Origin of the sequence: Ferrovibrio sp. (genome assembly GCF_046297895.1) — a bacterium.
Classification (GTDB): Bacteria; Pseudomonadota; Alphaproteobacteria; order Ferrovibrionales; family Ferrovibrionaceae; genus Ferrovibrio.
On record NZ_JBKBHC010000011.1, the window covers coordinates 1 to 26,995 of the forward strand.

30 protein-coding genes are annotated in these 26,995 nt (G+C 64.9%); 17 read left to right on the top strand and 13 right to left on the bottom strand.

The window, feature by feature from the left end; genetic code table 11:
* From ybgF to ACK4FK_RS17650, 4 genes are all read left to right on the top strand, one after another.
* Positions 1-414, top strand: a 414-nt coding sequence (gene ybgF, locus ACK4FK_RS17635; RefSeq protein WP_409746609.1) for a tol-pal system protein YbgF, incomplete at its 5' end; no start/stop codon positions are given.
* A gap of 10 nt (positions 415-424) precedes the next feature.
* Positions 425-1,693 (top strand): tRNA lysidine(34) synthetase TilS, encoded by a 1,269-nt coding sequence (gene tilS, locus ACK4FK_RS17640; protein ID WP_409746611.1) that lies wholly within the window; start codon positions 425-427, stop codon positions 1,691-1,693.
* Between the two features lie 157 nt (positions 1,694-1,850).
* Positions 1,851-3,779 (top strand): ATP-dependent zinc metalloprotease FtsH, encoded by a 1,929-nt coding sequence (gene ftsH, locus ACK4FK_RS17645; RefSeq protein WP_409746614.1) that lies wholly within the window; start codon positions 1,851-1,853, stop codon positions 3,777-3,779.
* A gap of 339 nt (positions 3,780-4,118) precedes the next feature.
* A complete protein-coding gene (locus tag ACK4FK_RS17650; RefSeq protein WP_409746616.1) occupies positions 4,119-4,784 on the top strand; it encodes a glutathione S-transferase family protein in 666 nt (221 codons plus the stop codon).
* Between the two features lie 190 nt (positions 4,785-4,974).
* Here ACK4FK_RS17650 and ACK4FK_RS17655 read toward each other — a convergent pair whose 3' ends face one another.
* The 5 genes from ACK4FK_RS17655 to ACK4FK_RS17675 form a co-directional block, all read right to left on the bottom strand.
* Positions 4,975-5,679, bottom strand: coding sequence for a type 1 glutamine amidotransferase (locus tag ACK4FK_RS17655; protein ID WP_409746618.1), 705 nt, complete (start codon positions 5,677-5,679; stop codon positions 4,975-4,977).
* A gap of 23 nt (positions 5,680-5,702) precedes the next feature.
* The gene (locus ACK4FK_RS17660) at positions 5,703-6,167 is read right to left on the bottom strand and encodes a hypothetical protein (RefSeq protein WP_409746620.1); all 465 of its coding nucleotides are present in this window, start codon (positions 6,165-6,167) and stop codon (positions 5,703-5,705) included.
* Positions 6,167-6,802, bottom strand: a complete 636-nt coding sequence (locus tag ACK4FK_RS17665) for a LysE family translocator (RefSeq protein WP_409746622.1) — start codon at positions 6,800-6,802, stop codon at positions 6,167-6,169. The genes ACK4FK_RS17660 and ACK4FK_RS17665 overlap by 1 nt, the downstream gene beginning before the upstream one ends.
* Positions 6,803-6,824: 22 nt before the next feature.
* Positions 6,825-7,178 (bottom strand): XRE family transcriptional regulator, encoded by a 354-nt coding sequence (locus ACK4FK_RS17670; protein ID WP_409746624.1) that lies wholly within the window; start codon positions 7,176-7,178, stop codon positions 6,825-6,827.
* Positions 7,179-7,321: 143 nt separating this feature from the next.
* Complete coding sequence (locus ACK4FK_RS17675; RefSeq protein ID WP_409746626.1) at positions 7,322-7,537, bottom strand: type II toxin-antitoxin system RelE/ParE family toxin; 216 nt, start codon at positions 7,535-7,537, stop codon at positions 7,322-7,324.
* Between the two features lie 315 nt (positions 7,538-7,852).
* Between ACK4FK_RS17675 and folP the strand changes: the two genes are divergently transcribed.
* The 3 genes from folP (at position 7,853) to thiD (ending at position 10,901) form a co-directional block, all read left to right on the top strand.
* The gene (folP, locus tag ACK4FK_RS17680; RefSeq protein ID WP_409746628.1) at positions 7,853-8,653 is read left to right on the top strand and encodes a dihydropteroate synthase; all 801 of its coding nucleotides are present in this window, start codon (positions 7,853-7,855) and stop codon (positions 8,651-8,653) included.
* An 80-nt stretch (positions 8,654-8,733) separates the two neighbouring features.
* A complete protein-coding gene (glmM, locus tag ACK4FK_RS17685) occupies positions 8,734-10,086 on the top strand; it encodes a phosphoglucosamine mutase (RefSeq protein ID WP_409746809.1) in 1,353 nt (450 codons plus the stop codon).
* Complete coding sequence (thiD, locus tag ACK4FK_RS17690; RefSeq protein WP_409746630.1) at positions 10,083-10,901, top strand: bifunctional hydroxymethylpyrimidine kinase/phosphomethylpyrimidine kinase; 819 nt, start codon at positions 10,083-10,085, stop codon at positions 10,899-10,901. Before glmM ends, thiD begins: the two co-directional genes overlap by 4 nt.
* Here thiD and ACK4FK_RS17695 read toward each other — a convergent pair.
* Entirely contained in the window at positions 10,898-12,322 is a 1,425-nt protein-coding gene (locus ACK4FK_RS17695) for a PLP-dependent aminotransferase family protein (RefSeq protein WP_409746632.1), read from the bottom strand. The two genes, thiD and ACK4FK_RS17695, sit on opposite strands and share 4 nt — an antisense overlap.
* 106 nt (positions 12,323-12,428) lie before the next feature.
* On the opposite strand from ACK4FK_RS17695, the gene ACK4FK_RS17700 reads away from it, so the two are divergent.
* From ACK4FK_RS17700 to ACK4FK_RS17740, 9 genes are all read left to right on the top strand, one after another.
* A complete protein-coding gene (locus ACK4FK_RS17700) occupies positions 12,429-12,695 on the top strand; it encodes a DUF1127 domain-containing protein (RefSeq protein WP_409746634.1) in 267 nt (88 codons plus the stop codon).
* A 90-nt stretch (positions 12,696-12,785) separates the two neighbouring features.
* Positions 12,786-13,142, top strand: coding sequence for a cupin domain-containing protein (locus tag ACK4FK_RS17705; RefSeq protein ID WP_409746636.1), 357 nt, complete (start codon positions 12,786-12,788; stop codon positions 13,140-13,142).
* Positions 13,139-13,747 carry a LysE family translocator gene (locus ACK4FK_RS17710; protein ID WP_409746638.1) on the top strand — a complete coding sequence of 203 codons (609 nt, stop codon included), beginning with the start codon at positions 13,139-13,141 and terminating at the stop codon, positions 13,745-13,747. Before ACK4FK_RS17705 ends, ACK4FK_RS17710 begins: the two co-directional genes overlap by 4 nt.
* Before the next feature lie 10 nt (positions 13,748-13,757).
* Complete coding sequence (locus ACK4FK_RS17715) at positions 13,758-14,549, top strand: PhzF family phenazine biosynthesis protein (RefSeq protein WP_409746640.1); 792 nt, start codon at positions 13,758-13,760, stop codon at positions 14,547-14,549.
* Positions 14,550-14,685: 136 nt separating this feature from the next.
* A complete protein-coding gene (locus tag ACK4FK_RS17720; protein WP_409746642.1) occupies positions 14,686-15,171 on the top strand; it encodes a GNAT family N-acetyltransferase in 486 nt (161 codons plus the stop codon).
* Between the two features lie 54 nt (positions 15,172-15,225).
* Positions 15,226-16,077 carry a crotonase/enoyl-CoA hydratase family protein gene (locus tag ACK4FK_RS17725; protein WP_409746644.1) on the top strand — a complete coding sequence of 284 codons (852 nt, stop codon included), beginning with the start codon at positions 15,226-15,228 and terminating at the stop codon, positions 16,075-16,077.
* Entirely contained in the window at positions 16,067-16,732 is a 666-nt protein-coding gene (locus ACK4FK_RS17730; protein WP_409746646.1) for a TetR/AcrR family transcriptional regulator, read from the top strand. Before ACK4FK_RS17725 ends, ACK4FK_RS17730 begins: the two co-directional genes overlap by 11 nt.
* Before the next feature lie 51 nt (positions 16,733-16,783).
* Positions 16,784-18,148 (top strand): acyl-CoA thioesterase, encoded by a 1,365-nt coding sequence (locus ACK4FK_RS17735; protein ID WP_409746648.1) that lies wholly within the window; start codon positions 16,784-16,786, stop codon positions 18,146-18,148.
* A 25-nt stretch (positions 18,149-18,173) separates the two neighbouring features.
* Entirely contained in the window at positions 18,174-19,112 is a 939-nt protein-coding gene (locus ACK4FK_RS17740) for an AEC family transporter (protein ID WP_409746650.1), read from the top strand.
* 10 nt (positions 19,113-19,122) lie between these two features.
* On the opposite strand, the gene kynA is transcribed toward ACK4FK_RS17740, so the two are convergent.
* Entirely contained in the window at positions 19,123-19,941 is an 819-nt protein-coding gene (gene kynA, locus ACK4FK_RS17745; RefSeq protein WP_409746652.1) for a tryptophan 2,3-dioxygenase, read from the bottom strand.
* 76 nt (positions 19,942-20,017) lie between these two features.
* On the opposite strand from kynA, the gene ACK4FK_RS17750 reads away from it, so the two are divergent.
* Positions 20,018-21,163 carry an aminotransferase class V-fold PLP-dependent enzyme gene (locus ACK4FK_RS17750; RefSeq protein WP_409746654.1) on the top strand — a complete coding sequence of 382 codons (1,146 nt, stop codon included), beginning with the start codon at positions 20,018-20,020 and terminating at the stop codon, positions 21,161-21,163.
* Here the strand turns inward: ACK4FK_RS17750 and ACK4FK_RS17755 are convergent.
* From ACK4FK_RS17755 to ACK4FK_RS17780, 6 genes are all read right to left on the bottom strand, one after another.
* Positions 21,151-21,930, bottom strand: coding sequence for a class II aldolase/adducin family protein (locus tag ACK4FK_RS17755; protein ID WP_409746656.1), 780 nt, complete (start codon positions 21,928-21,930; stop codon positions 21,151-21,153). The two genes, ACK4FK_RS17750 and ACK4FK_RS17755, sit on opposite strands and share 13 nt — an antisense overlap.
* A 14-nt stretch (positions 21,931-21,944) precedes the next feature.
* The gene (locus ACK4FK_RS17760; protein ID WP_409746658.1) at positions 21,945-22,127 is read right to left on the bottom strand and encodes a hypothetical protein; all 183 of its coding nucleotides are present in this window, start codon (positions 22,125-22,127) and stop codon (positions 21,945-21,947) included.
* A gap of 17 nt (positions 22,128-22,144) precedes the next feature.
* Complete coding sequence (locus ACK4FK_RS17765; protein ID WP_409746660.1) at positions 22,145-23,488, bottom strand: amidase; 1,344 nt, start codon at positions 23,486-23,488, stop codon at positions 22,145-22,147.
* A 20-nt stretch (positions 23,489-23,508) separates the two neighbouring features.
* The gene (locus tag ACK4FK_RS17770; protein WP_409746662.1) at positions 23,509-24,864 is read right to left on the bottom strand and encodes a TRAP transporter large permease subunit; all 1,356 of its coding nucleotides are present in this window, start codon (positions 24,862-24,864) and stop codon (positions 23,509-23,511) included.
* A 3-nt stretch (positions 24,865-24,867) separates the two neighbouring features.
* Positions 24,868-25,476, bottom strand: coding sequence for a TRAP transporter small permease subunit (locus ACK4FK_RS17775; protein WP_409746665.1), 609 nt, complete (start codon positions 25,474-25,476; stop codon positions 24,868-24,870).
* Positions 25,477-25,581: 105 nt separating this feature from the next.
* Positions 25,582-26,736: a TRAP transporter substrate-binding protein gene (locus ACK4FK_RS17780; protein WP_409746668.1), complete on the bottom strand. Its 1,155-nt coding sequence runs from the start codon at positions 26,734-26,736 to the stop codon at positions 25,582-25,584.
* Positions 26,737-26,995: the final 259 nt, after the last annotated feature.

Sequence of the window (26,995 nt, forward strand, 5' to 3'; positions counted from 1 at the left end):
CCCTCGGCGCGGGCCAAGCTGCCGGCCGGCAGCACGCAGGAGCGCTACAACTACGCCTACAAGCTGCTGGTGCAGAGCGACTATGCCGATGCCGAGGCCGCCTTCCGCGAATTCCTCGGTGCGCATCCGCAGGATCCGCTGGCCGGCAATGCGCAATACTGGCTGGGCGAGACCTATTACGTGCGCCAGCAATACGAGCAGGCCGCCCAGGCCTTCCTGCAGGGCTACCAGGGTTACGGCAAGAGTGCCAAGGCGCCCGACAGCCTGCTGAAGCTGGGCATGTCGCTGGCCGCGCTGAAGAAGAACCCCGAAGCCTGCGCCGCGCTGGGACAGCTTGCCAAGGATTTCCCGCAGGCGCCGCAGCATGTGAAGGACGCCGCCACCCGCGAGCGCGGCAAGCTCAACTGCCGCTGACCGTCTCGCCATGCCGGTCCTGAGCGTCGCCGCTTTCGGCCGCCGGCTCGGGCCATGGCTGCCGCGCGATGCCGGCGGCCTTGCCGTCGCCGTTTCCGGCGGCGCCGACAGCATGGCGCTGGCCCTGCTCGCCCGCGACTGGGCGGCGCAGCGCGGTCTGCGCATCCTCGCGCTCACCGTCGATCATGGCCTGCGGGCTGAATCGGCAAAAGAAGCCCGCCAGGTGGCACGCTGGATGAAGGCCGCCGGCATTCCCTGCCGCGTGCTGGCCTGGCGCGGGCCCAAGCCTGCCGCCAATCGCCAGGAAGCCGCCCGCGAGGCGCGCTACGGCCTGCTGCGCGATGCCTGCGCGGCGGCCGGCATCAGGCATCTGCTGCTGGCGCATCATCGCGAGGACCAGGCCGAGACGCTGCTGCTGCGCGCCCTGCGCGGCTCGGGCGTCGATGGACTGGCGGCGATGCAGCCAGCGCGCGCGCTGGATGAGGATTTCATCCTGCTGCGTCCGCTGCTCGACGTGGCCAAGGCCGACCTAGTCGCCACGCTGCGCCGGCGCGGCCAGGACTGGATCGAGGATCCGAGCAACGCCAACCCCGCTTTCGCCCGCGTGCGCGTGCGCCGCGCGCTGGACGATCTGGCCGGCGGCGATGCCCGCTCGCGCGCCGAGCTGGTGGCGCATCTAGCGCTCACCGCGAAGAATCTGGCCCGCGCGCGCCTTGCTCTCGATGCCGCCGCGCATGCCCTGCTGCGCGCGGTCGCGGCATTCGATCCGGCCGCCGGCATCGCCTGGCTGGAGCCGGCGCGGCTGCGTGCGGCCGACGACGAGATCGCGCTGCGTGCGCTCGGCCTGCTGCTCAGGACCGTCGGCGGCGATCCGCTGCCGGCGCGGCTGGAGCGGCTGGAACGCCTGCTCGCCGCCCTGCGCGGCGCAGAACCCGTCGCCGCCACGCTGCATCGCTGCCTGCTGCGGCCCGACAGGGGTGCGGCGCGCATTCTGGTCTGCCGCGAGGCGCGCCACCTGCCCGCGGCGACGCGTCTCGCCCCCGGCAGCCGCCTCCTGTGGGACGGCCGCTTCGCCATCACCGTGCCGCAGGGGCTGCGCGGCCTCACGCTCGCTCCGCTCGGCCGCCATCGTCCCGATGATCCGGCCCGCCCGCTTCCCGCCGCCGCCTGGCCGGCCCTGCCGGCATTCTGGCGCGGCGAAAAGCTGCTGGCGGTGCCGGGCCTGGACTGGGGCCGGCTGCCGCCCGGGCTGTCTGTAACATTCGGAAAGCCCTGGTGAACCGATTCCGCCCCGGTTACCGCTTGTTTAGCGGCGAGGGGGTCATATCTATGGTCTGGTATCGGGGAAATCGGCTAAGGTTTCCGCGAGGGGTATCGAAGGGCCCGGCCGCAGGCATCTGCGCCGGCCCGGACCGGTGAAAAAGGATCAGAAAACCGTGAACATGTTCGGTCGTAATCTGGCGCTGTGGGTGATCATCGGCCTTCTGGTCGTGGCGCTGTTCAACCTGTTCCAGGGGCCCAGCACGCGCACCGGCTCGGCTTCCATCGCCTATTCCGATTTCCTCAACGACGTGAATAACGGCCAGATCACCGACGTGGCGATCCAGACCGGCAGCAACACGGTGACCGGCCATTTCCGCGACGGCCGCGCCTTCACCACCTACATCCCCAACGACCCGACGCTGGTTTCCAAGCTGACCGAGCGCGGCGTGCGCGTCACCGCCACCCCGCCCGAGGAAGGCAATCCGCTGTTCAGCATCTTCGTCTCCTGGTTCCCGATGCTGCTGCTGATCGGCGTGTGGATCTTCTTCATGCGCCAGATGCAGTCGGGCGGCGGCAAGGCCATGGGCTTCGGCAAGTCCAAGGCCCGCCTGCTGACCGAGAAGCATGGCCGCGTCACCTTCGAGGACGTCGCCGGCATCGAGGAAGCCAAGAGCGAGCTGGAAGAGATCGTGGAATTCCTGCGCGACCCGCAGAAGTTCCAGCGCTTGGGCGGCAAGATCCCCAAGGGCTGCCTGCTCGTCGGTCCGCCCGGCACCGGCAAGACTCTGCTGGCGCGCGCCATCGCCGGCGAGGCGAACGTGCCCTTCTTCACGATTTCCGGTTCCGACTTCGTCGAGATGTTCGTCGGCGTCGGCGCCTCCCGCGTGCGCGACATGTTCGAGCAGGCCAAGAAGAACGCGCCCTGCATCATCTTCATCGACGAAATCGACGCGGTCGGCCGCCATCGCGGCGCCGGCCTGGGCGGCGGCAACGACGAGCGCGAGCAGACGCTGAACCAGCTGCTGGTCGAGATGGACGGTTTCGAGGCCACCGAGGGCGTGATCCTGATCGCCGCCACCAATCGCCCCGACGTGCTCGATCCGGCCCTGCTGCGCCCCGGCCGCTTCGACCGCCAGATCGTGGTGCCCAATCCCGACATCATCGGCCGCGAGCAGATCCTGCGCGTGCACATGCGCAAGGTGCCGCTGGCGCCCGACGTCGACCCCAAGATCATCGCCCGCGGCACGCCCGGCTTCTCGGGCGCCGACCTCGCCAACCTGGTGAACGAGGCCGCCCTGCTGGCGGCGCGCCGCAACCGCCGCGTCGTCACCATGGCCGATTTCGAGGCCGCCAAGGACAAGGTGATGATGGGCGCCGAGCGCCGCTCGATGGTGATGGGCGAGGAGGAAAAGCGCCTCACCGCCTATCACGAGGCGGGCCATGCCCTGGTCGGCCTGTTCATGCCCAAGCACGATCCGCTGCACAAGGTGACCATCATTCCGCGCGGCCGCGCGCTGGGCGTCACCATGTCGCTGCCCGAAAAGGACCGGCTCAGCATGTCGCAGCTCGAACTGGAATCGCGGCTGGCGATGATGTTCGGCGGCCGCATGGCGGAAGAGCTGGTGTTCGGCAAGGAAAACATCACCACCGGCGCATCCAACGACATCCAGCAGGCCACCGGCCTTGCCCGCCGCATGGTCACGGAATGGGGCATGTCCGACAAGCTTGGCCGCCTGCGCTACTCGGATAACGAGGAAGAGGTCTTCCTCGGCCATTCCGTCACGCAGCGCAAGAATGTCTCGGATGCCACCGCCAAGCTGATCGACGAGGAAATCCGCCGCATCATCGACGAGGCGGAAACCGCCGCCCGCCGCATCCTGACCGAACACCGCGACGACCTCGACAAGGTGGCGCAGGCGCTGCTGGAATACGAAACGCTGTCGGGCGACGAGGTGAAGGCCCTGCTGCGCGGCGAACCCATCGTGCGCCCCGACGACAAGCCGTCATCCTCGGGCGATGCCGGGCCCCGGTCTGCCGTGCCGACCTCTTCTCGTGGCGGCAAGCCCGGCCCCTCGGGCCTGGAACCGGTCCCCGGCGCGTAAGCGCCAAAAGAAGCGCCCGCACGCAGATCGATACGAAAAACCCGGCAGTCATGCCGGGTTTTTTGTTGCTGCTGTTTGAAAATGTCTTTCATCGTCATGGCCGGGCTTGGCCCGGCCATCCACGTTTTATTTTTGCCAGACAAAAAGTCGTGGACCCTCGGGTCAAGCCCGAGGGTGACGAATTATGAGAAAGCGGCCAAGCCGACGACGATCTGCGTGATCGTGCCCATTCGCACAAACCGTCACCCCGGCCTTGAGCCGGGGTCCATTCAAAAGCCCGGCAGTCATGCCGGGCTTTTTTCATGCTAGGCTGCCGCGCCATATGCACAGGGAGTCGGCATGCTTACCGTTCATCATCTCGGCGTCTCGCAGTCCGAACGCATCGTCTGGCTCTGCGAGGAGCTGGGCATCCCCTACGAGCTGAGGATTTACAAACGCGCGCCCGTGATGGCGCCGGCCGACTACAAGGCGCTGCATCCCATCGGCTCGGCACCAGTGATCACTGATGATGGGATCACCGATGATGGCATCGTGCTGGCCGAATCCGGCGCGGTGGTGGATTACATCATCGCCAAATACGGCACCACGGAAAACGGCGGCGCCCGTCTGGCCCTGACGAAGGACCACCCGGATTTCGCCTCCTATCTCTACTGGTTCCATTTCGCCAACGGCACGCTGCAGCCCGCCCTGATGCGCGTGCTGATCGGCAACCGCGTGGACCCTGATGGCGCGCATCCGGCCAGCAAGATCGGCCGCGACCGCATGGCGCTCTGCCTCGGCATGATGAACGCGCGGCTGGCGGATGTGCCCTGGCTGGCCGGGCAGGATTTCACGGCGGCCGACATCATGACCGTCTTCTGCCTCACCACCATGCGGCATTACCTGCCTTACGACCTTGCGCCCTATCCCCATATCCGCGCCTATCTGGCGCGCATCGGCGCCCGGCCCGCCTATCGCCGCGCGATGGAAAAGGGCGATCCGGGCATGGCGCTGCTGCTCGACTGAAGGAAGGCGCCTGCCCACGCCCAATCGTCATGGCCGGCCTTTTTTATTGTGGCCGATATCGCATGGATGTGCGTCGGACCCTTCCCACCCCACTATCCGTCATGGCCGGGCTTGGCCCGGCCATCCACGACTTTTCTGTCCGGTGAAAAAGCAAAGACGTGGACCCTCGGGACAAGCCCGAGGGTGACGGTTAAGAGTGAGGCGCCGCCAGAAACTCGGCGATCCAGCGCATGCCGGTATCGCCCCCTGCATCGGCCAGCGCATCATCTGTTTCGGCCTGCGGCGGCAGGCCGGGTTCGGCATCGTGTTTCGCCAGGCAGGCGATCAGGTCTGCCAGATACGCCAGGCTGAATTCCGGATGGAACTGCACGGATAACACCGGCGCATCGCGATAGCGTAGGGCGGCGTAGGCGCAGGCATCGCTCTGCGCAACAATCTCGCTGCCCGGCGGCGGCACAATCACCTGGTCCTGATGGAAGGCCGGCATCGCCACGCTCTGCGCCGCACCATCAAAGCGCGTCTCATAAGTCTCCAGGCCCACGCGCCAGCCGATCTCCGCCTTCTGCACTTTGCCGCCCATCGCCTCGGCGATGATCTGGTGGCCGAAACACACGCCCACCATGGGGCGCTGCTTTGCCGCTACTGCTCGGATAAAGCCTTTCAGCGGTTCGATCCAGGGCAGGTCGTCATAGACGCCATGGCGCGACCCGGTCAGCAGCCAGGCATCGCGGGAGTCTGGCGCGGGCAGCGTTTCGCCATGCACCACCGATATGGTCTCGAACGTGGCAGAGGGCAGCAGGGGCGCAAGCTGCGCGCGGAACATCGCGGGATAGCTGATATAGGTGCTGCGTAACGCCTCGGGCACCGGCCCGCATTCGATGATACCGATTTTCATGGATGTGCGATTCAATTTTTCATTTATGACGATTGACTAACAAACCAAGTTTCATATTCGGCTATTAGCGTTTCAATAAATTCAGAAATTGGTTTGCCATCTACGAAATGATTGATCGGAGGGCCTAAGTCTGTGCTTTGAACTGCATCAAAATCAGGCCAGTCATCGATTGGGGCGCCGTGCTCAGTGTAAGTATTCATGGTTCTATTGGAATGTTTTGTGTGATTGCAAAGTTGGCGTATTACGGCGTGAGCAGGGTGACTAAATATCTTTTTTGAGAATATTTGTTCAGCGTTTCTTGGGATGCTCCAGTGTTTTGAATTTGAATCAAAGTCTGGGGCTATCCATTCTCGTAAATGATTTAAACCCATGACGACATACAGCAAATCTTCTGTCGCGCGAGTTGGCCCTTTCTGATAGCGAAGATAGGAATTTCTTATAGAATTGTAAAAATCCTTTGCGTCGCTAAAATCAAAGACGCCAGTCATCACCGCTCCGCCAGCGCCAGCTTCGCCCCCAGTGCCACGAAAGCCGCTGCAAAAGTCCGGCGCAGCCAGAGCAGGATGGCCGGGCGGCTGAGCACGTGGTCGCGCACGGCGGCGGCAAAGATGCCATAGAGCACAAACACGCCGAAGGTGAGCGCCATGAACACGGCGCTTAAGCTAAGCATCTGCGCCAGTGCGTCGTCCGCGTCGGCGCGCACGAATTGCGGCAGGAAGGCGAAGAAGAAGATCGAGAGTTTTGGATTGAGCAGGTTGAGTAGGATGGCTTCGACCGTCACCTGCCGCGCCGTTTTGCCCGCGCCCATGCCATTGGCTGCATTGCCCAGCGAGAGCGCGCCGCGGTCGCGCCAGGTCTGCCACGCCATCCACAAGAGATACGCCACGCCGGCATAGCGGATGATGTCAAAGGCCAGGGCGCTGGCATGCAGCAGGGCGGCCAGGCCGGTGATGGCGGCCAGCATATGCGGCACGATCCCCAGGGTGCAGCCAAAGGCCGCCACCGCGCTGGCCTTCGCCCCGCGCGAAAGCCCGGCGGCCAGGGTGTAGAGCACGCCCGTGCCCGGCGTGGCCACCACGATCAGGGCGATGATCAGGAAATCGAGGGTCATGGCAGAGGTCATGGGGTGCGGTTCCAGGCGTTATTTACAGGGTGGTTATTGCCGGCTGTTCGGCGGCTCCGGTTCCGGCCCCGGCGAAATTGGATATCTCGACGCGGCCTTCGGGGAATTCTGCCACGATATGCAGGCGTCCGCCCATAGCCTCGATCACCCGCCGCAGGGTGCTGACATACATATCGGTTCTCTTTTCCAGCTTGGCGATGGCGGGCTGTTCCACCTGCAGCATCTCGCCCAGTTGTGTCTGGGACAGCCGCAGGGCCGCGCGCAGTTCCTGCAGCGGCATCTCGGCGCGCAGCTCGACAGCCCGGGCCTCGGCGCGGGCGCGCGAGGCCGGGGTCATGCCGGCGCGCAGTTCATCGAAACTCTTGCGTCCACTCATGGGATCAGTCCTTCGCGTTTCAGCTCTAGCAGATGCTCGTCATACAGCCGGTCGGCAACCGGCACATAAATCTCGTAGAATCGGTCGTTGCCGGTCTTGTCGCCGCCGATCAGCAGGATCGCCGCCCGCCGGGGATCGAAGGCTTAGAAGATGCGGATCGGCCGGCCGCCCGACTGCACCCGCAATTCCCGCATATGGCCATGCCGCGATCCGGCCACGCCCGACGAGTAGGGGAAGGGCAGGTGCGGCCCACGTTCCTCCAGCAGGGTCACCATCGCGGCGACATCCTCCTGCTGGGTTTCGGTCAGGCTCGCCCAGACCTCGCCGAACTCGTCGGTGTATTCGACAATATATGCCATGGAAGGAATATTCCATAGATGGAATTATGAGAGGCGGTATTGCTTTTGCTATGAGAACATGATAGGAACATTTTATCAAGGGAGAATCCCACCGTATACCAGGAGTAGAAAAATTGATTAACACGAACCGGAATGAACCCAGACGAACCCGAACGGTATGCAAACGGGCCTGAACGGTTCAAAACGGACCCGAATGGTTCGAAACGAACCGCAACGAACCGAAACGGACTTGAACGAACCGGCATGACGCTTTCCCCGCCTGCCCCCCTCATGGGTTTTGACTGGTCGCGGCCCCCGCAGACCGGCTGCTGGGTCATGGGCATCGTGAATGTCACCGACGACAGTTTCTCGGGCGATGGCCTGAAGGGCGACACGGCCGCGGCCATCGCCCGGGCGCGCCAGATGGCCGCGCAGGGCGCCGACATCATCGACCTGGGCGCTGAATCCACCCGGCCCGGCGCCGCGCCGGTCAGCCCCGAACAGGAAATCGCCCGCCTGCTGCCGGTGATCGAGGGCCTGAAAGACCTGGCGGTTCCGCTCTCGGTCGATACGCGCCATGCCGCCACCATGCGCGTGGCAGCAAAAGCCGGCGCCGCGCTGATCAACGACATTTCCGCGCTGGAAGGCGCGGGCAGCTTGGCTGCGGCCGCCGAAAGCGGCCTGCCCGTGGTGCTGATGCACATGCAGGGCGAACCGGGCAGCATGCAGCAGGCGCCGCATTACGCCGATGTGGTGGCCGAGGTGTTCGATTATCTGCGGCGCAGGATCGAGGCCTGCGAAGCCGCCGGCATTCCGCGTGCGAAAATCATCCTCGATCCCGGCATCGGCTTCGGCAAGACGCCCGCGCATAACCTCAGCCTGCTGCGCGCCACGGCGAAGTTCCGTGACCTGGGCTGCGCCCTGCTGGTCGGCGTGTCGCGCAAGAGTTTCATTGGCGCGGTGAGCGGCGAGACCGACCCCACCCGCCGCCTGCCCGGCTCATTGGCGGCCGGGCTGTGGGCCCTGTCGCAGGGGGCGAATATCCTGCGGGTGCACGATGTTCCCGAGACGGTGCAGGCGGTTAAAATCTGGCGCGGCATCGGGGCTGCGCCTGTTACGGATCGTAACGTCTGGTGATGGGTAAAACCCGCATCGGGACTGACTTTTTTGCACCTCCTGTGGCATAGTCCGCCGCCAGTACACGTATCCGGGACCCGATTCGCATGACCCGCAAATTCTTCGGCACCGACGGCATCCGCGGCCTCGCCAATACCGAACCGATGACGCCCGCCACGGCGTTGCGCGTCGGCATGGCGGCCGGCGCCTATTTCACCAACGGCGACCATCGCCATCGCGTGCTGATCGGCAAGGATACCCGCCTCTCGGGCTACATGCTCGAACCCGCCCTGGTCGCCGGCTTCACTGCCGTGGGCATGGATGTGTTCCTGGTCGGCCCGATGCCCACGCCGGCGGTGGCGATGCTCACCCGCGCGCTGCGCTGCGATCTCGGCGTGATGATCTCGGCCTCGCACAATCCCTTCCACGACAACGGCATCAAGCTGTTCGGCCCCGATGGCTACAAGCTTTCGGATGCCGCCGAGCGCGAGATCGAGGCGATGATCCTGGGCGAGAAGCAGCCCAAGATGGCCGAGGCCACCAGGCTCGGCCGCGCCAAGCGGCTGGACGATGCCGATGGCCGCTATATCGAATTCGCCAAGGCCACCCTGCCCAAGGGGCAGAAGCTCTCCGGCCTCAAGATCGTGGTCGATTGCGCCAATGGCGCGGCCTACAAGGTGGCGCCGGCGGTGTTGTGGGAACTGGAGGCCGAGGTGATCTCCATCGGCGTCAATCCCGATGGCTTCAACATCAACCGCGATTGCGGCTCGACGCATCCCAAGGCCCTGCAGGAGGCCGTGGTGGCCCATGGCGCCCATGTCGGCATCGCGCTGGATGGCGACGCCGACCGCCTGGTGATGGTGGATGAACGCGGCAGCGTGATCGACGGCGACCAGCTCATGGCGGTGATTGCCGAAAGCTGGCTGGCCCAGGGCCGGCTGGCCAAGGGCGGCCTGGTCGCCACCGTGATGTCGAATCTGGGGCTCGAACGCTTCGTCAACGGGCTGGGCATCGAATTGCTGCGCACCAAGGTGGGCGATCGCTACGTGCTGGAGGCGATGCGCGAGCAGGGCATCAATCTGGGCGGCGAGCAGTCGGGCCACATCATCCTGTCCGACTTCGCCACCACGGGCGATGGCCTGGTGGCCGGCCTGCAGGTGCTGGCCGCGTTGCGCGAGTCGGGCAAGAAGGCCAGCGACTTCTGCCGCCGCTTCACGCCCTATCCGCAACTGCTGCGCAACGTGCGCCATGGCGGCGGCCAGCCGCTGGAGCTGCCCGCCGTGCGGCAGGCCATCGACACGGCCGAGAAGAAATTGGGCAAGGCGGGCCGCGTGGTGATCCGCCCCAGCGGCACCGAGCCGCTGATCCGCGTGATGGCGGAAGGCGAGGACCAGAAACTGGTCGAGACGGTGGTGGCCGATATCGTCACCGCGCTGGAGCAGGCGGCGGCATGAGCCTGCCGGATGCGAAAGGGCGCGGTCGCGTTCTGATCGTGGCGGGGTCGGATTCTGGCGGCGGCGCCGGCATCCAGGCCGATATCAAGGCGGTCACGGCGCTCGGCGGCTATGCCGCCACGGCGATCACCGCGCTCACCGCGCAGGATACCGTCACGGTGCATGCGATCCATGACGTGCCGGCGGAATTCATCGCGCTGCAGATGCGCGTGGTGCTGCAGGATATCGGCGCCGATGCGGTCAAGACCGGCATGCTGCATCGCGCCGACATCATCGCGGCCGTCGCCGATGCGCTGCAGCGCTATGCGCCCGATGTGCCGCTGGTGGTCGATCCGGTGATGGTGGCCAAGGGCGGTGCGCGGCTGCTGCAGGCCGAGGCCGAGGCGGCTTTGCGCGAGTTGCTGATTCCGCGCGCCACCCTCATCACGCCCAACCTGCCCGAGGCCGAGGCCTTGTGCGGCCTGATGATTCCCGATGCCGCGGCCATGCCGGCGGCGGCGCAGGCCCTGCTCGGGCTCGGGCCGCAGGCCGTGCTGCTCAAGGGCGGGCATCTGCCGGGCGAGACGCTGGTGGATCTGTTATGCGATGCGCGCGGCAGCGAAAGCTTTGCCTCGGCCAGGCTGCATACCAGCTCGACGCACGGCACCGGCTGCACGCTGGCTTCGGCGATTGCCACCGGACTGGCCTTTGGCCTGCCGCTGCAGAAGGCCGTGGCGCAGGCGCGCGCCTATGTGCGCAAGGCGATCGAGACCGCGCCTGGCTTCGGCCAGGGCCATGGTCCGCTCAACCACGCGCATACGGTGCGCCGGAATTAGACGACGGCGCGGCGCGCTTCCGGGCCGCGCTCGATCAGGCAGCGCAGGCGGCGCAGGCCCTCCACCACTTCCGCGCGGTCGGGCGAAGGCGCCAGCGAGATGCGCACCCAGGGCGGCGGGTTGGGCCGGTTGTCGGGCACGAACGACGTGCAGCTCGCGATGCGCACGCCCTGGCCCAGCGCCTGGTTGGTGAAATCGTTCGGCCGCCAGGGGCTCGGCAGTTCCAGATAACAATGCAGGCTGGCCGGGTGCGATTTCAGCGTCAGGCCGTCGAAGGCTTCCCGCGCGATGGCGTTGCGCGCCTCCGATTCGGCGCGCAGGCGCTCCACCAGGCTGGCGGCCGTGCCATCCTCGATCCACTGGCGCACGATCTCCTGGTTCAGGCGCGGATTGTTCACGGCATAGGCATGCAGCGCGTCGGCGAAACGCTCGATCAGCGCCAGCGGCGCGGCGATCCAGCCCACGCGCAGGCCCGGCGCCATGCATTTCGACGCGCTGGTGATGTTGACGGTGCGCTCCGGCGCCAGGGCGGCCAGCGGCGTCGGCCGTTCGCGCACCAGGAAGCCGTAGACGTCGTCCTCGATGATGGTGAGGTCGAATTTGCGCGCCACCGCCACGATGTCGGCGCGGCGCTCCTCGCTCATCATCACCGTGGTTGGATTGTGGATGGTCGGCTGGATCAGCACCAGCCGGCTGCCGGTGCGCTTCGCCGCCTCGGCCAGCGCGTCGGGCCGCATGCCCTCGTCGTCCATCGCCACGGCTTCCAGCTTCAGCGGCCGTTGCTGCGCATTCTCGTGCACGCCGCCATAGGTGAGCGATTCCACCAGCATGGTTTCGTTCGGCATGGTCATCGCGGTGATCACCACGGCCAGCGCCTGCTGCGCGCCGGCGGTGGCGATGATCTGCTCGGGCGCGACTTCCAGACCGGTGCGGGCGATCCACTGCGCAGCCGCCGCGCGATGGGCCGGATCGCCCAGCGTCTGGCTGTAGCCGAGCAGGTTCTGCAGTCCGCGCCGCTGCGACAGCTTCTGCAGCGAGCGGCGCAGGATCTCGTCGTAATCGGGCAGCGTGGGCTCGTTGCGCGACAGTTCGATCACGCCCGGCGTGGCCAGCCGCGGAATCTCGGCGCCATCCAGGCTGATCGCGTGGCTGCTGTCGTTCGAGAAGTTTCCGTTCGCGCCGGTCTTCACGAAGGTGCCCCGGCCGACCTCACCCGATAGCAAACCCTTCTGCTCGGCCAGCATGTAGCCGCGGCTGACGGTGCCGACTGTGACACCAAGCTTCCAGGCGAGATTGCGCTGCGGCGGCAACTTCGCGCCGGGCGGCAATTCGCCGGCCTGCACGGCGGCTTCGATGGCGGCAGCCAGCGCCTGGTAGCGCGGGCCGGGGAAGAGATCGAGTTTTGGGATCCACATTGTCATGGTGACAATATTGGCATTGACGCGATCAAAGAGTCAATATTGTATCTGAATTGCCCGAATTGATCGGGTTCAATCTACACAAACCGCCCGGAAATGGAGGGGCAAGATGACAAATTGTATCGATACAATCGACCGGCCCTACGGTAGCGGCCCGGTCGAACGCGCGGGCAGCACGATCGGCCGGGTAATCGACCGTGTGGTCGCTGTCAGCGCCCAGGGCGCGACGGCCGCCGTGCTGATGCTGCTCGACTGGCAGCGCCGGGCCCGGGAACGGGCGCATCTGGCCGCTTTGCCTGACGATATTCTGAAAGACGTTGGCCTCAGCCGCGCCGATATCGAAGCGGTCACCCACAAATCCACCTGGCTGCGCTAGGGCCGAATCGTTAAGCCCCCCGGCTGCCGGCGTCGCGCGATGCGTTCCGTATCCGCCAGCGACGCCGGTCAAGCCGGTGCGAGATGCCAGATGATACCTGATCCCAACCGCGCCTTCCGTTTTACCGCCGCCGAGATGCAGGCCCGCCTGCCGGCGCAGGGCGGCCAGCGGTTTGCCATCGCGCTGGAACGCGGCGAATTGCAGGCCGAGTTCTATGCCCCCCAGCAGATCGATCACCAGCAGCCGCATGATCGTGACGAATGCTATGTCGTGGTGCGCGGCGAGGGGCGCTTCGTGATGGGCGGCGAAACCGTACCGTTCCGTCCCGGCGATTTCCTGTTCGTGCCGGCTGGCATGTCGCATCGCTTCGAGGATTTCGGCGACGACATGGCGGTATGGGTGATGTTCTACGGGCCGAAGGGCGGCATGGCGGGAGCGGCGCGATGACGGCCGCGGGTCTCTCGGGCTTCCTGTTGCTGCCGCTGGTGCTGTTTGCGGTGGTGACATCGATCACGCCCGGCCCGAACAACATCCTGTTGACCGCCTCGGGCGCCAATTTCGGCTTTCGCCGGACATTGCCGCATATGCTTGGTATCAGCGCGGGTTTCCTGTCGCTGATCATCGTCAGCGGCATGGGCGTGGGCGCTGTCATTCTGGCCAGCCCCCTGCTGCATCAGGGGCTGAAGCTGCTCGGCACCGCCTATCTGCTGTGGCTGGCCTGGCAACTGGCGCGGGCCGGCGCCATCGAAACCGCGACGAAGGCGCGGCCGATGCGGTTTCACGAGGCCGCGCTGTTCCAGTATGTGAATCCCAAGGCCTGGATGATGGCGGTCGGCGCGATTGCCGCTTTCACCACGCCGGGTGGCGACTACGCCCTCGAACTGGCTCTGGTCGCCGTGATCTTCACGCTTGTCAACCTGCCCTGCGTTTCGCTCTGGGCGCTGTTTGGCGTGGGCATCGGCCGCTTCCTGCATGATGCCCGGCAGCGGCTGACTTTCAATCTTGTGATGGCAGGACTGACCGTGCTGTCGGCGCTGCTGCTGTTCCTGTGACGGAGACGACATGAAACTGCCGATCTATCAGGTCGATGCTTTTGCCGAGATGGTGTTCCGGGGCAATCCGGCCGCCATCGTGCCGCTGGAGAAATGGCTGCCTGACGTAACGATGCAGGCCATCGCGGCAGAGAACAATCTGGCCGAGACGGCTTTCTTCGTGCCGGAAGGTGATGGTTTCGGCCTGCGCTGGTTCACGCCGGAAGTGGAAGTCGATCTCTGTGGCCATGCCACCCTGGCCAGTGCCTGGGTCATCTTCAACAAGCTGGATGGCAGCCGCAAGCGCATCGACTTCTCGACCAAGAGCGGCATCCTGACCGTGACGCCGGATGGCGAAAGTGGCCGGCTGGCGCTGAATTTCCCCAGCCGCATGCCGCAAACGGCGCAACCCTGCGCGGGCCTGATCGAAGCCATCGGCGTCCAGCCCCGCGAAGTCATGGCCGGCCGGGATTACTTCCTGGTCTATGACGATGCCGCCATCGTGCGGAACCTGAGGCCCGACATGAACGGCCTGATGCAGATCGACAAATTCGCCGTGATCGTCACCGCGCCGGGCGACAAGCCGGGCATCGATTGCGTGTCGCGGTTCTTCGCGCCGGCCAAGGGCATCCCGGAAGATCCGGTCACCGGCTCGGCACATTGCTCCATCGTGCCTTACTGGGCCAAACGCCTGGGCAAAAGCGAGATCACCGCCTATCAGGCCTCGGCGCGCGGCGGCGTGCTGTATTGCCGCGATGAGGGCGAACGCGTGCGCATGGCCGGCAGCTGCGTGCCGTATCTGGAGGGCAGCATCACGGTGTGATGTTCAAGGATTCGAATCTCGGCGGTCGCCCCGATGGCCGCCGGTGGCCGGTGCCCAAACCCGGCCGGGCGCGGTGCCTTCCCCTGTTAGGCACCGCGCCCTTTTCTTTTCCGCGCCGCGCCGCATGATGGATGCCATGACCGACTCGAAACCGACCATCACCATCGAACTCGTCAGCACGTCTGACGACCTTGCCGCCGCCAAGGCGCTGTTCCTGGCCTATGCCCAGTCGCTGGATTTCAGCCTGTGCTTTCAGGGCTTCGACAAGGAACTGGCCGAAATGCCAGGCAAATACGATCCGTCCCAGAAAGGCGCGTTGCTGCTGGGCAAGGTGAACGGGGTGGCGCGCGGCGTGGTCGGCCTGCGCGATCTCGGGGACGGCATCTGCGAGATGAAGCGGCTCTATGTCGCGCCGGAAGGACGGGGCCACAATCTTGGCCGACTGCTGGCCGATGCGGTGATCGCCGAGGCCAGCCGGCTGGGCTACCGCCTGATGCGGTTGGATACCCTGCGCCGCATGGTGGCCGCCAACCGGATTTACGATGCGCTGGAATTCCGCGATATTCCGCCCTATTACGACAACCCGATGGATGACGTTCGGTATCGCGAACTGAAATTATGAACATTGTTCATTTTTATGAACGATGATACGGTTTCCTCATAAACGGAGGAAACCATGAGCACAGACCCCATTGTTCTGTACGAGCGCGACGGCCGCATCGCCCGCATCACGCTGAACCGGCCCGAGCATCTGAACGCCATCCACGAAGACACGCCCGACCTGCTGCGGGCCGCCGTGGAACGCGCCAACCGGGATGACGATGTGCATGTGATCGCGCTGACCGGCGCAGGGCGGGCCTTCTGCTCGGGCTACGACCTCAAGGCCTATGCCGAGGCGCCGCGCCCGGTGAAGGGCAGCCAGGACATGCCCTGGGACCCGCTGGTCGATTACCAGTGGATGCGGCATGCCACCGACTGCTTTTTCAGCCTGTGGCGGTCGCTGAAACCCGTAGTAGCCAAGATCCGCGGCTTCGCCGTGGCCGGCGGCAGCGACATCGCCCTGTGCTGCGATCTGGTGGTGATGGCGGAAGATGCGAAGATCGGCTATCCGCCGGCACGCATCTGGGGCTGCCCGACCACGGCGATGTGGGTCTATCGCCTGGGTGCCGAAAAGGCCAAGCGCATGCTGCTGACCGGCGACCTGATCGACGGCAAAACGGCCAAGGACTATGGCCTGGTGATCGACGCCGTGCCGGAGGACCAGCTTGACGATCACGTCGAAGCCCTGCTGGCCCGCATTGCCAGCGTGCCGAAGAACCAGTTGATGATGCAGAAAATGATGGTGAACCAAGCATACGACAATATGGGTCTGAACTCGACCCAGACACTGGCCACTCTGTTCGACGGCATCACGCGGCATTCGCCCGAGGGCGTGGCCTTCAAGCAGCGTTGCGAGCAGATCGGTTTCAAGGCCGCCGTGAAGGAACGCGACGGCGGCGATCCGCTGGCCTGGAAGAATGCCCGCTAAAACCGCAGCCGCCGCAGACACCGACACCGCGAAGCTCAAGCGCCGCGGTGCGGTGAAGGCGTTCAAGCGCGAGGCCATCCTGCAGGCGGCGCGCACCATCTTCGCCCGCGACGGGCTGGACGGCGCCACCCTGCGCGCCATCGCCGCCGAGGCCGGCGTGGCCGTGGGTACGGTGTACCTGCATTATCCCGGCAAGGAAGCCCTGTATGCCGACATGCTGGCCGGCTCGCTGGCCGACCTGCTGAGGCATCTGCGCGAGGCCGTGGCGAAGGCCTCGGCCGAGGGTCACCTGCTCGCCGCCGCCCTGGCGTTTTACGGCTTCTATCGCGCCCGGCCGGACGATCTCTATCTCGGCCTTTATCTTGCCCAGGGCCTCAAACCCGTGAGCCTCAATCCGGAACTCGACCGCCTGCTGAACGGGCGGCTGATCCAGTGCTATGGCGTGCTGGGCGAGGGCATCCGCCGGCTGGCGCCGCTGGCCCCCGAGGCGCTGAAGGCGGAGACGGTATCGCTGGCCGCCGCCATCACCGGCGCTCTTATGCTGGAGGGAACCGGCCGGCTGAAGGTGCTGGGGGATGGCGGCGAAGCCGTGGTGCGCCGTGCCGTGCAGACCCTTGTGGACGGTCTGACCAAGGAGTTGCGCCGCCAGCCCTGACGGGCGAACATGGGCGGAATTAAAAAACAAGCCCGACCCGAGAGAGTTTCCGTGAGCAATTTTATCGAAAGCTACCGCGGTGGCGTCGCCGCCTGGGAATGCGACCAGTATGGCCACATGAACGTGCAGTTCTATACCGCACGCTTCAGCGATGCCGCGGCCAGCGTGCTGCTGGCGGCCGGTTTCGGCCGCAAGGCTTTCGTCGAGCAGCGGCTCGGCATCGCCGCCGTGCAGTCGGAACTGAAATACCTGGCCGAACTGCATGCCGGCGACCTGATCCGCATGGAAAGCGGCGTCACGATGGCCGAGGGCAAGAAGCTGCGGTTTCACCATCGGCTTTACAATGCCGAAAGCGGGCAGCTCTGCATGACCGCCGATGTGTTCGGATTATGCCTCGATCTGGAGTCGCGCAAATCCGTCACCCTGCCGGCCGATATCGAAGCCGGGTTCCAGCGCGTGCTGGTGCGGGCCGACGAACCGCCCGTTGCCATGGCGCTGCCGCCGGTTGAACACGGCTTCCTGCCCAGCGGCCGTACGCTGGTGCAGGCCTGGGAATGCGACCGCATGGGCCACATGAATGTGCAGTTCTACCTGTCGCATTTCGCCGCAGCCGAGAAGCAGGTGCTGCTCGCGCTGGGTTATGGTCCCACGCGCCGCCGCGCCGACAGCGCTGCCGTGCGGCCGCTGAAGCATCGCATCCAGTTCAAGCGCGAAAACCACGAGGGTGCGGTGCTGCGCCTGCGCAGCGGTATTCGTGCCGTGGAAGCCGACCGCCTGCATCTGTATCACGAGCTCTACGAGGACGAGTCCGGTACATTGTCGGCCACCTGCGAGGCGACCGTGATCCTCGATGCGCTGGATGGCAGCGGCGCGCTGCCCCTGCCGGCCGACATGCGGCAGGCGGCGGAGGCATTCGCCGCACAGCTCGTGGCGCCACCGCTGCCCGGCCCGACCGGCAGCCTGCCCGTTCCATCGACGCCAGTGGATGGCATGTTCGAAACCTGCCGTGGCGCGGTCGATCGCTGGGAGGCGGAAGAGACCGGTCGCATGGCCACGCGTTTCTATATGGCGCGGTTCTCGGAAGCCGCCGGCAACATGCTGGCCGGCGGCGACCTGACGGCCGAGCAGATGCGCCAGCAGGGCCTGGGATCGGCGGCGCTGGATTACACCATCGACTATTTCCGGCCGCTGAATGTGGGCGACGCCTATTACACCCGAACCGGTATCCTGGAATTGCGCGAGAAGACCTGGCGCTTCTGTCATTTCCTGCTCGACAGCAACACGCGTCAGCCATTGGCCCGCGCCGAGATCATCGCCGTCCTGTTCGATCTGAAGGCGCGGAAATCCATCGTGATGCCCGAGCATGTGCGGCAGTCGTTCTCCCGGCGTCTGGTGACGCCGCAGCCGGCGGAATAGGGCAGGGAAGGACGGGCGGCGCGACATGGAAACCCTGCTCAACGTCTCGCTGCCTTTTTTCGGCCTGATCTTCACCGGCTATGCCGCCGGCTATACCCGGTTGATCACGGCGCAGGCCTATCTGGGCCTGAATGCCTTCGTGATCTGGTTCGCCCTGCCTTCGATGCTGTTCCTGAAAATGTCGGAAGCGCCGGTCTTCGAGGCATTCGATCCGAAATTCGTCGCCGCCTATACCGGCGGTGGGCTGCTGGCCTATGGCCTGGTGGTGGGCCTCAGCCGTCTGCTGTTCCCGATGAAATGGGGCGAACGGGCCGTGCAGGGCATGGGCGCAAGCTTCGGCAATGTCGGTTTCATGGGACTGCCGATCCTGGTCACGCTGTTTGGCGATGCCGCCGTACTACCAGCCGTGCTGGTGATCGTGTTCGATCATATCCTGCTGATCCCGCTCACCACCGCGATCATCGAGGGCACTGGCGGCGGCCATGCCTCGCTGGCCGCGATCTTCCGCAAGGTGGCGGTCGGTATGAGCCGCAATCCGCTGATCCTCTCCACCTTCGCCGGCCTGATCTGGGGGCTGACCGGCTGGTCCCTGCCGGTGCCGCTGCATGCGCTGCTCAAGCTGCTGTCGGATGCCTCGGCGCCCTGTGCGCTGTTCGCGCTGGGCCTGACGCTGGTGGGCAGGCCGATTTCCGAAGGGCTGGAGCAGGTGACGCTGACCGCCATCGGCAAGCTGGCGATCCATCCGCTGCTGGTCTGGATTCTGGCGGCCTATGTGCTGAAGCTCGACGCCTTCCTCACCGCCGTGGCGGTGATCCAGGCCTCGATGCCCACGGCGGCGAATGTCTATATCCTCGCCACCGCCACCAATACCTATGTGCAGCGCACCTCCAGCACCATCCTGGTGACGACGATGATCGCCACGATCACCGTCTCGGCCTTCATGGTGCTGTTCACGGCCTATTAGGGCGCAGGCGCTAGAGCTTGGTGCGCACCGACCACAGTTCGGGGAAGAAGCTGCGCTCCAGCGCCTGGCGCAGATAGGCCACGCCGGCGCTGCCGCCGGTGCCGGGCCGCATGCCGATGATGCGCTCGACCGTCTTCATGTGGCGGAAGCGCCATTGCTGGAAACAGTCTTCCACGTCCACCAGTTCCTCGGCCATCTCGTAGAGATCAAAATGGGTCTCGGATTCGCGGTAGACCGTCTGCCACAATGCCTCGATGCGCGGATCGGCCGCATGCGGCTTCGTCAGGTCGCGCTCCAGGATGTCGGCCGGCACGGGCAGGCCGCGGCGCGCCAGCAGGCGCAGGGCCTCGTCGTAGATGCTGGGCGCCTCGAAAGCGGCCTGCAGGCGGCCGAAGATGTCGGGACGGTGACGGTGCGGCTTCAGCATCAGGGCGTTCTTGGCGCCCAGCTTGAATTCGATCAGGCGATACTGCCAGGACTGAAAGCCCGACGAAGAGCCCAATGCCGGACGGAAACGCAGGTAATCGGCCGGCGTCATGGTGGCCAGCACATCCCAGGCCTGGATTAGCTGCATCTGCACGCGCGAAACGCGCGACAGGCATTTGAACGACGGGCCCAGTTCGTCGGCCCGGATATGTCGCATCGCCGTGTCGAGTTCGTGGTTCAGCAGCTTCATCCACAATTCCTGTACCTGATGGATGACGATGAACAGCAGCTCGTCATGTTCGGCCGAGAGCGGCACCTGAGCCGACAGAAGGGTGTCGAGCTTCAGGTAGTCGCCATAGCTCATGCGGTCGGAGAAATCGGTCTGGATGCCGTCGGTGGTCATGGGCTTGCTCCGCAAATAATTTTAAGCTTAAAATATTGTGCCCGGCGCGCATAGGGCGAAAAGCGGGAAGACTGCCATGCTCGACCTGAAATCCCATTTCAGCCGTTTCTCCAGCAGCGACCCGCAACGATTGCATTTCGCCGCCCACAGCCATCATCCCTGGCCCGATGTCAGCCGCGAGGCGCATATGCGCGCCTGGGACGATGCGGCCTGCCTGATCGATGGCAAATGGGAGCGGATCCTGGGCGAAGTGCTGCCCGCGGCGCAGCGGCATATCGGGCGGCAACTGGGCCTGAGCGATCCCACGAGCGTGGTTTTTGCGCCGAACACCCACGAACTGCTGATGCGGCTGCTCTCCTGCTGCCCGGTGGACCGGCCGGTGCGGGTGCTGACCAGCGACAGCGAGTTCCATTCCTTCACCCGTCAGATCGCGCGCCTGGAGGAAGACGGCCTGGTGCAGGTATGCCGCGTGGCGGCCGAGCCGTTCGACAGTTTCGCGGCGCGGTTCGTCGATGCCGCCAGCGCCGGATTCGACCTGATCTATCTCAGCCAGGTTTTTTTCAATTCCGGTTTTGCGGTGTCGGACCTCGATGCCATCGCGGCCGCCGCCGGCGCGGCGCTGCTGGCGGTGGACGGCTACCACGCCTTCATGGCGCGCCCGGTCGACTGGTCGGGTCTGGAAGGGCGGGCCTTCTATCTGGCCGGGGGCTACAAATACGCCATGGCGGGCGAGGGGGTCTGCTTCATGCATTGTCCGCCGGGCTGGGCGCCGCGTCCGCGCGATACCGGCTGGTATGCCGCCTTCGGCGCCCTGAGCCGGGCCAATGACAGCCGCGTGGCCTATGCGGAAAACGGCTGGCGCTTCATGGGCGCCACCTTCGATGCTTCGGGACTGTATCGCTTCAATGCCGTGCAGGACTGGCTGCTGGCGCAGGGCATTACGGTGGCAGCGATCCACGAGCATGCCCTGGCCCTGCAGCGGCGCTTCATCGCGGGCCTGCCCGGTTTTCTACCGGTGGAACGACTCGTGGTGCCGCCGGCCAACCCGGCACGCGGCAATTTCCTTACCTTCGACCTCGACGACGCCGAGACGGTGCACAGGCGGCTGGCGGATGCCCGCATCGTCACCGATCTGCGCGGCCGGCGCCTGCGCTTCGGCTTCGGCCTGCACCAGACCCAGGCTGATGTCGACGAGCTGCTGCGGCGGCTTCAGAGCTTGTAGCTGGGATCCTTCGCGTCCAGCATGCGCAGCAGGCCGGCCCAGGCCAGGCCGCTGACATCGATTTTCATCCCGCGGACCTGCGCCTTCACCACTTCCTGCACGGCCGCCGGCGGCAGATGCATCGGCCGGCCGCCGGCCAGCGCCCGCACCTGGGCCTGGCAGGCGCGTTCCAGCAGGTGGATGTTGAGGAAGGCCTGGGCCACCGTCCGGCCGCAGGCCAGCGTGCCGTGATTGCGCAGGATCATCAGGTTGTTCATGCCCAGATCGGCCACCAGCCGCTCGCGTTCATCGAGATTGAGGGCAATGCCTTCAAACTCGTGGTAGCTGAGGGTGCTGAGCGCGACCATGGCGGTCTGGCTGAGCGGCAGCAGGCCCTCGGCCATGGCCGAGACCGCGATGCCGTCGCCGGTATGCAGGTGCAGCACGCAGCCCACATCGTGGCGCGCGGCATGCACGGCGGAATGGATGGTGAAGCCGGCCGGATTGATGATGTGGTCGGTGGGCGAAACGATATTGCCGTCCAGATCCACCTTCACCAGCGAGGAGGCCGTGATCTCGTGGAACATCCAGCCATAGGGATTGATCAGGAAATGCTCCTGCGGTCCCGGCACGCGGGCGGAGATATGGGTGAAAATCAGGTCGTCCCAGCCGTAATGCGCCACCAGGCGATAGGCGGCGGCCAGGTCGACGCGCACCTGCCATTCCTCGGGCGTGACGCCGGTGCGGATCTCGGATACGGCCTGCAGCGGCATGGCGGACGGAGTCATGGCGGCCTCCGGGCTCAGTTGCCGGCATTGTCGCGGATTTCCCGCATGGTCTTGATGAAGTCGTAGATCATCAGGCCGATCACGAAGACCATGATGGCGATCAGCGGCACAGCCTTGATCCAGGCCATCAGAAAGCCGAGGAACGTGCAGAGCATGGTGATGGCGATGATGCCGGCCAGCAGATTGGATTTGAACATGGCGGTCTCCCGTCCGGTCAGTTGAAATCGTAGTTGAAAAGCCAGTTGGCGGTGCGCAGCAGCTTCGCGTCGCTGCCGCGCGAGCCCACCAGTTGCACGCCGATCGGCATGCCGTTCTCGCCCTGCAGCAGGGGAATGCTTACCGCAGGCATGCCGCAGAAGGTCCAGACCGTGCAGAAAACCGGACTGCCGGTTGCGTGCAGACCCTGCGGCGCCACGCCCGGCGCGGCCGGGGTGATGATGGCGTCGTAGGCGAATAGGGTATCTTCCAATGCGGCGCTCAGGCGTTCGATGGCCTCGATGGCGCGGGCATAGTCGAAACTGCTGTAGCCGGCGCGTCCGCGTGCGATCATCTCGCGCAGGACCGTACTGATCTGCTCGGGCGAGTCGTCGTATTCGCGGGCCAGGTTTACCGCCAGATCGGTTTCCATCACCGTCTTGTGCCAGCCGACGGCATCGCCGAAGGCCGAGGGCAGGTCGATGCGCTCGACGGCCGAGCCCAGGGCTGCGACCAGTTCGGCGAAGCCCTCCTGCGTGTCCGGGCTGGCCTGATCCCACAGAGGCGAGGGCGCAAAAGCCAGCCGCGGCGTCACCGGCGGCAGGCCGGCCGCCATCTCGCGCAGCGGCATGCGCTGCGGCCGGGTTGCCGGATCGTCGGGGTCAAATCCGATCATGCATTCGGCAATCAGGGCCGCATCGGTGACCGAGCGGGCAAAAACGCCCACATGATCCAGCGCGCGGGACAGGCGCAGGGCGCCGGTACGCGGAATCAGGCCGAAGCTGGGTTTGTAGCCGACGATGCCGCAGAAGGAGGCCGGGCGGATCACCGAGCCGTTGGTCTGGCTGCCGATGGCCAGCGGTACCATGCCCGCGGCGACGGCGGCGGCCGAACCGCTGGAGGAACCACCCGGCGTGCGGGTCGGGTCCAGCGGATTGGCCGTCTTGCCCGGGTGATAGACGGCGAATTCGGTGGTCACCGTCTTGCCCAGGATCACCGCGCCGGCCTGGCGCAGCATGGCCACGGCGGCGGCATCCCGGCGCGGCGTGCGGCCGGCATGCAGGGGCGAACCGTCGCCGGTGGGCATGTCATGGGTGTCGAAAATGTCCTTCACGCCGACCGGCACGCCGTGCAGCGGGCCATGGGGCTTGCCGGCGCGATGGGCATCGTCGGCCATGTCGGCCTGCAAAAGGGCGAGGTCGCGATCGAGGAAGGTCCAGGCGCCAACGGTGTCTTCCTGCCGCGCGATACTGTCAAGGCAGGCCTCGGTCAGTTCCCGCGAGGTCAGGCGCCCATCGGCGATGGCGGCGGCCGCGTCCGCAGCCGCCATCCATTCCAGCCCGTCACTGGTCGTCACTGTCATGGCTGCGTCACTCGCTCCACTCAGCGGATTTCATACAGGTATTCCGGCAGCCACAGCACGATGCCGGGGAAGACGTAGACCAGCACCATGCACAGGAACACGATGAAGACGAAAGGCAGCGCCCCGTTGAAAATGTCGGTCAGCTTCACATGCGGCGGTGCCACGCCCTTCAGGTAATAGGCGGCCATGGCGATCGGTGGCGTGTTGAACGATGTCTGGATGTTCAGCGCCACCAGGATGCCGAAGAAGATCGGGTCGATCTCGAATATCTTCAGCAGCGGCAGGAAGATCGGCACGAAGATGATGGTGATTTCGGTCCATTCCAGCGGCCAGCCCAGCAGGAAGATGATCAGCTGGGTCAGGATCAGGAATTCGATCGGGGTGAGGTTGAGGCCGACGAAGAAATCCTCCACCACCTTCTGGCCGCCGAGATAGGCGAAAACCGAGGAGAAGATCCACGATCCGATGAACAGATAGCAGACCATGGCCGTGGCCCGCGCGGTGAGATACACGGAATCGCGGACACGCTCGAAGGTGATCTGGCGATAGGCGGCGGCCAGGACCATACTGCCCAGGGCGCCCACGCCGGCGGCTTCCGACGGTGTTGCCAGGCCGAACAGGATGGCGCCAAGAACCGACAGGATGAGCAGGGCCAACGGCATGAAGGATGTGGCCAGTTCCCAGAAAACCCGGCGCAACGGAACATCGGTCATCGACTTGGGCAGCTTGGGTGCCCATTCCGGCTTGATCATCGCGACGATAATGACATAGACGATGTAAAGGCCGGCCAGCAGGAAGCCCGGGAAGAAGGCTGCGGCATACAGCTTCACCGCCGAGATGCCGGCGGTGGCGGCATAGACGATCAGCAGGATCGAGGGCGGGATCAGGATGCCGAGGCAGCCGCCCGCACAAACCACGCCGCCTGCCAGCTTGGTGCTGTAGCCGGCGCGCAGCATCGCCGGGAAGGCCAGCAGGCCCATCAGGGTGACGACGGCGCCGACGATGCCGGTGGCGGTGGCAAACAGCGCACAGGTGATCAGCGTGGCGACGGCCAGGGAACCCGGGATGTTCTTCGCGGCGATCTGCACCGAATGGAATAATCGGTCGAGGATGTTCGCCCTTTCCACCATGTAGCCCATGAACAGGAAAAGCGGGATTGCCGTCAGCACGTCGCTGGAGGTGACCTCGAAGGTCTTCTGCACCAGCAGGCTGAAGATGCGGTTACCGAAGATGTTGTCCAACTGGTTCGGTCCGGCAAAGGCGTAATACCCGAACCCGACACCCATGGCCGCCAGGGTGAAGGCAATCGGGAATCCAAGCAGGACGATCAGGATGAACAGGCCCAGCATCAGCAGGCCGACTTGAGGATCGGTCATCGGTCAGGCCCCCTTGCCTGAAACGGAATTTTTCTCTTCTTGTTCGCGCAGCATCTGCTGTTCGGCGAGTATGGCGGACTCCATCTCCTCAACGTCGTGCAGACGTTGCGGCCATGCGCCGTTGCGGATGCAGAGAATGCAGCGGGTCACGTCGGCTGCCCCCTGTAAGAACAGCAGAACGCCGGTCACCGGGATAAGGGTCTTGAGCGGAAACACCGGAATGCCCGCCGGGCTGAAGATGCTCAATTCCTTGAACATCACCGACATCTTGGCGAAGTTCCAGCCGGCCCAGATGAAGGCGATCACCGCCGGAAAAAAGAAAATGCCATACAGCACCAGGTCTACTGTCGCCTGAACCCGCGGCGGCCAAAGCCGATAGAAGATATCGGCGCGCACATGGCCGTTGCGCGACAGTGTGTAGGCGCCGGCCATCAGGAACATCGCGCCATACATGATGTAGCTGATGTCGAAGGCCCATGTTGTCGGCGCGCCGAGCAGATAGCGCATGAACACTTCGTAGCTGACACCGAGCGTGAGAATCAGGATAAGCCAGCCGAAAGCTTTGCCGATCCAGGCGCTGAGCAGGTCGATGAAAAGCAGAAATCTTGTCATTGGCTGTTTCTAACCCCGAAACGGAAAGCCCTGGGGAGGATGAAGAGGGCGGCGCCTTGCGGCGCCGCCCGTGGTTGAAATCGAGGCTTGGTCGGATCGCTCCGATCAGCCCTGCATCTTGCCGAAATGATGCTCGTAGGCCGTTACGTAGTCGGCGGCGTTCAGGGTTTCGTAATAGACCACCCGCTTCACCCAGGCCTTCTGCGAATCCATCACCTTCTTCATGTATGGATCCTTGGCGAGCTGTTCGATGATGCCATCCCAGGCCTTGATCTGGGCCTCGAACACATCCTTCGGGGTGCGGATGATGTTGACCTTGTCCTTCTCTTTCAACTCCTGCAGGTCCTTGGAATAGATATCCATGGCCTTCCAGTAGTTGGCCGAAGACGCGGCCTCGGCGGCGTATTGCAGGATCGCCTGGTGTTCCTTCGGCAGGGTGGCGAATTTCTGCTTGTTGTACATGATCTCGAAATACTCGGTGGCCTGGTGATAGCTGCCGAGCATGTAGTTCTTGGCCACGTTCTGGGCGCCAAAGCGGCGGTCAGAGGTGGGGTTGTTGAACTCGAAGGCATCGATCACGCCGCGTTCCATTGCCGGCACGATTTCGCCGCCCGGCAACTGCGCCACCGCCATGCCCATGGATTGCATCAGGTCGGCCGCCAGGCCCACCGTGCGGTATTTCAGGCCCTTGATGTCGGCTGCGCTCCTCAGCGGCCGCTTGAACCAGCCAAGCGGCTGGGTCGGCATCGGCATGGCGAAGAAGCTGACGATGTTGAGCTTCAGGATGTCGTTGACCAGCTCGGCATACAATTCCTTGCCGCCGCCGTTGTAAATCCAGCCCAGGCCCTGCTCGGCATTGAAGCCAAAGACGGGGCCGGTGCCGAACAGCGAGGCCGCCTTGTGCTTGCCGTACCAGTACACCGTGACGGTATGGCAGGCATCCAGCACGCCGGTATGCACGGCATCCTGCACGCTGAAGGGATGCACCACCGCGCCGCCGACCAGCAGGTCGATCTTCAGGCGGCCACCGGCCATCTCGTTCACGCGCGTGCAGTAATCGGCCGCCATTTCCTGGAAGATGTCGGATGCGGTCCAGGAACTCTGCATCTTCAGGGTTACGGTCTGCGCGCGCGACACGTTCGGCATCGCGAAGGTGCCGACGGCCGCCGCGCCAGCGGCCAGGCCGCCAGCCTTGAGGAATTTGCGTCGGCTTGACTTCACCGGCGCAGTCTCGGTTTTGGTGATGATCTGATCGGTCATTATCGTCCTCCCATTCGTTGTCGATTCTTTACGCGACAATCTCGTCACCGCTCGCCTGCCGACCGGCCGCTCTGGCGGGACGGGCAGGTGATGGCGAATTCGGTACGATGGGAGGCTGTTCTTTTTGATTGGGACCAAACTAGGTTGCGGGCGCAGATGGGTCAATGCCGCATTGAAGCAGCGGCGCGAACCACGACATGAACCAATTTTGCGCCGCAGCAAGTTGGATATACACAAACAAAAAGGGCCGGCTCATGCC